This is a genomic window from Streptomyces phytophilus, assembly GCF_013870535.1.
Lineage (GTDB): Bacteria > Actinomycetota > Actinomycetes > Streptomycetales > Streptomycetaceae > Streptomyces > Streptomyces phytophilus.
The window spans coordinates 1-3077 of sequence record NZ_JACBXC010000722.1; the positions used below are offsets into that span (position 1 = coordinate 1).

The following is a 3077-nucleotide window of genomic DNA, read 5'->3' on the forward strand; positions in this document are numbered from 1 at the left end:
GGTCGGGCTGGAGGGCGACCCATTCGCCCTTGGGGTGTGCCGCTCTCGGGGCGGTGCAGGAGGGCGTAGGCGGGCGGCGGGGGGCCGGCCAGGAGCCGGTCGAGGAGCGCGATGCCGGGGCCGGTGGGGTCCGGGTGGGGGCCGGCTGCGGTGTTCATGCGAATATCTCCGCGCTCGGGAGGACCATGCCGCAGCGGCGGGCCACGTAGTCGAGGGTCATGCGGTGTTCCTGGGCGCCGAAGTCGGCGACGGCGTCGGCGGCGAGGAACACCTGGATGTCGTGGGTGAAGGCGTCGACGGCGGTGGCGAGTACGCCGACGTGGGCGTAGACGCCGCACAGCACGAGCTGGTCGCGGCCCTCGGCGCGCAGCCTGTCCAGCAGCCCGGATTTGAAGAAGGCGCTGTAGCGCCACTTGGTGAGCAGCCAGTCGCCTTCGGCGGGGGTGAGTTCGGGGACGACTTCGCGGTCCTCGGGTGCGGTGCGCATGCCGGGGCCCCAGAAGTCGACGAGGAGGCCGCGTTCTTCGGGGGTCATGCCGCCCGGCTGTGCGGAGTAGGCGACGGGTGCGCCGAGTTCGGCGGCGCGTTTGCGCAGCAGCGCGGCGTTGTGGACGAGCTGGGAGCGGACCGGCTCGGGTATGGGGCGCAGGAAGAAGCGCTGCATGTCGTGGACGACGAGTACGGCGCGGGCGGGGTCGGGGGTCCACGCCGCCAGGTTGGCCGGCAGGGTCTCTGCCGTCGGCAGCTCGTACGGGTCGATGGCGGGTATGCCGACCACGGTGGGGCTCCTTTCAGGGTGCGGTGGTGTGCGCGGGCTGGTGGGGCCGGGCCGCGCGGCCCGGGGTCCGGGGGTGCCCGGTGCCCGGTGCCGCCGTCAGCGGGTGCGGGCCCAGGCGGCGACGAGCCGGTGGGCCTGGCCGGGGTTGAGCCGGGGGTCGCAGAAGGTGGTGCGCCGGCCGGCGGAGCCGATGGCGGCGATGTCGGTGGCGCACTCGGTGACCAGGTCCGGGGTGGTTTCCAGGTGGAGGCCGCCGTTGGTGCCGCCGGTGGTGTCGAGGACGGCGCAGAAGCCGTGGATCTCGGCGAGCATGGTGCCCATCAGGCGGGTCTTCTGCCCGTCGGGGCCGGTGATGGTGTTGCCGTGCATGGGGTCGCAGATCCACACGGCGGGGTGTCCGGCGGCCTGGACGGCCCGGACGAGGGCGGGCAGGCGGCTGGTGACGAAGCCGGCGCCCATGCGGGCGATGAACACGAGGCGGCCCGGGCTGCGTTCGGGGTCCAGGCGGGCGGCGAGTTCGGTGATGTCCTCGGCGGTGGTGCCGGAGCCGATCTTGCATGCCACGGGGTTGGCGACGTCGGCGAGGAGGCCGACGTGGGCGCCGCCGGGCTGGCGGGTGCGCTCGCCGACCCACGGCAGGTGCGCGGTGGCGAGGTACTGCCCGCCGGTGGCGGTGCGGCGCAGCATCGGTGTCTCGTAGTCGAGGAGCAGGGCCTCGTGGCTGATCCAGATCCGTTCGGTGTCGGCGCGGCCGGCGTTGAGGGTGTCGAGGGTGCGTACGACGTCCTGGGCGGCGGCGAAGCAGGTGAGGATGCGCGAGGGGTCGGGGCGGCGGGCCCGGGCGTCGGGTTCGGGGGCGTTGACCATGTGGCCGCGGTAGACGGGCAGGGTGGTGTCGCCGACCTGTTCGACGGGCTTGGAGCGGGGTTTGGCGAACTGTCCGGCGATACGGCCGATGCGCAGGGCGGGGCGGCCGGTGATGTCGGCGGCGGTGCCGGCGAGGGCGTCGAGGAGCGCGCTTTTGCGCCGCACGTGGTAGGGGGTGGATTCCGCCGGGTCCTCGGCGCAGTCGCCGGCCTGGATGAGGTGGGCGCGTCCCTCGGCGACTTCGGCGAGGGCGCGCCGCAGCCGCGCCGCGTCGTCGTCGCTGACGAGTGGCGGCGCGGCGGCGAGGGCCTCGCGCACCCGTCGCACCTGGCCGGTGTCCTCCCACACGGGTTGCTGGAGTGCGGGTCTCGCGTGTAAGTCCTGGACTGAGCTAGGCACGTTGTCCCCCTGCGGTGTGCTGTCGAGGTTCGCGGATGGTGGGTCCGGCAGCGGTCAGGTCGGGATGCCTTCGCGGCGTACCGAGGGCACCTCGATGCCCAGGGCGCGGAACTGCTGGCAGGGGTTCATGAACTCGCGCTGCTGCTTGATCTTTCCGTCCTCGAAGAGGAAGGAGTGCAGGAAGTGGTTGCGGTAGTGGCCGGGTTCGTAGCCGGGGAAGAGGATCTTGCCTTCGCCGTCGCACTCGACCCAGAAGCGGTTGGGGTCCTGGGTGTCGAATATCTCGATGTTGATCCAGGCCCAGTCGGGGAAGCACTTCAGTGACCAGACGGCGTGCTCGCCGAGGGTGTCGCGGCCGCTGATGACGATGGGCTCGCCGGTTTCGGTGGTCCACAGGCCGCCGGTGCCGTCCTCGGTGAACAGCAGGTGGCGCTCCAGCCGGTCCTGGCCGCGGCAGTGCATGTACTTGTCGACGATGGCGCGGTTGTGGTCGCGTACCTCTTTGTCACTGGGCATGAGTGTCTCGCTTCCCTTTACTCGGGGTGGCGGGTGGGAGGGCGCGGGCCGTACGGACTCCGTCGTCCTGAATACGGTCAACAGCGGCCGGTTGCACGGGTGTCGGAGGTGATTCCGCTTCCGGCCGGTTCCGGTGCAATTCGGTGGTCGGTGAATTGCAAGGTCGCGTACGGTCTCTGCCGGTCCGGCCGGAATTTCAGACCCGTGTTGGCGCGCCGCGGGCAAAGTGTTGGTCCGGCTGCGTGCCCGGGATGCGGAAGTGCCGCACCGGAGGTGCGGCCACGGTGGAAGATCGGATGGAAACGCGCACTGCCGTGTCGAGCCTCCTTACGCCTTGTACGGATCCGGACCTGCCCTTGCACCATATCTGTCCGCAGGGCCCTTTCAACACGAGCGAGCGGCTCGGCACGGACGCCTGGCAAGGTATTGCCATTCTGTTTCCGGTCGTCTGTGCAATACATCGCGCCGGTGTTGCGGAGGGGAATGTGCGCCCTCATGAAGTGCGGCCGAAAACGGC

At 71.1% G+C, this 3077-nt stretch carries 4 protein-coding genes; 1 reads left to right on the forward strand and 3 read right to left on the reverse strand.

Annotation, left to right across the window (positions count from 1 at the left end; translation table 11 throughout):
* Positions 1-154: 154 nt before the first annotated feature.
* From H5J30_RS24160 to H5J30_RS24170, 3 genes are all read right to left on the reverse strand, one after another.
* Positions 155-778 (reverse strand): isochorismatase family protein, encoded by a 624-nt coding sequence (locus H5J30_RS24160; RefSeq protein ID WP_181789476.1) that lies wholly within the window; start codon positions 776-778, stop codon positions 155-157.
* Positions 779-874: 96 nt separating this feature from the next.
* Positions 875-2044 carry a 3-deoxy-7-phosphoheptulonate synthase gene (locus H5J30_RS24165; RefSeq protein ID WP_181789477.1) on the reverse strand — a complete coding sequence of 390 codons (1170 nt, stop codon included), beginning with the start codon at positions 2042-2044 and terminating at the stop codon, positions 875-877.
* Positions 2045-2098: 54 nt separating this feature from the next.
* Entirely contained in the window at positions 2099-2560 is a 462-nt protein-coding gene (locus tag H5J30_RS24170) for a PhzA/PhzB family protein (RefSeq protein ID WP_026276341.1), read from the reverse strand.
* Positions 2561-2844: 284 nt separating this feature from the next.
* Here H5J30_RS24170 and H5J30_RS36035 point away from each other — a divergent pair.
* The coding region (locus H5J30_RS36035; protein ID WP_220189303.1) for a hypothetical protein at positions 2845-3077 on the forward strand (233 nt) is incomplete at its 3' end.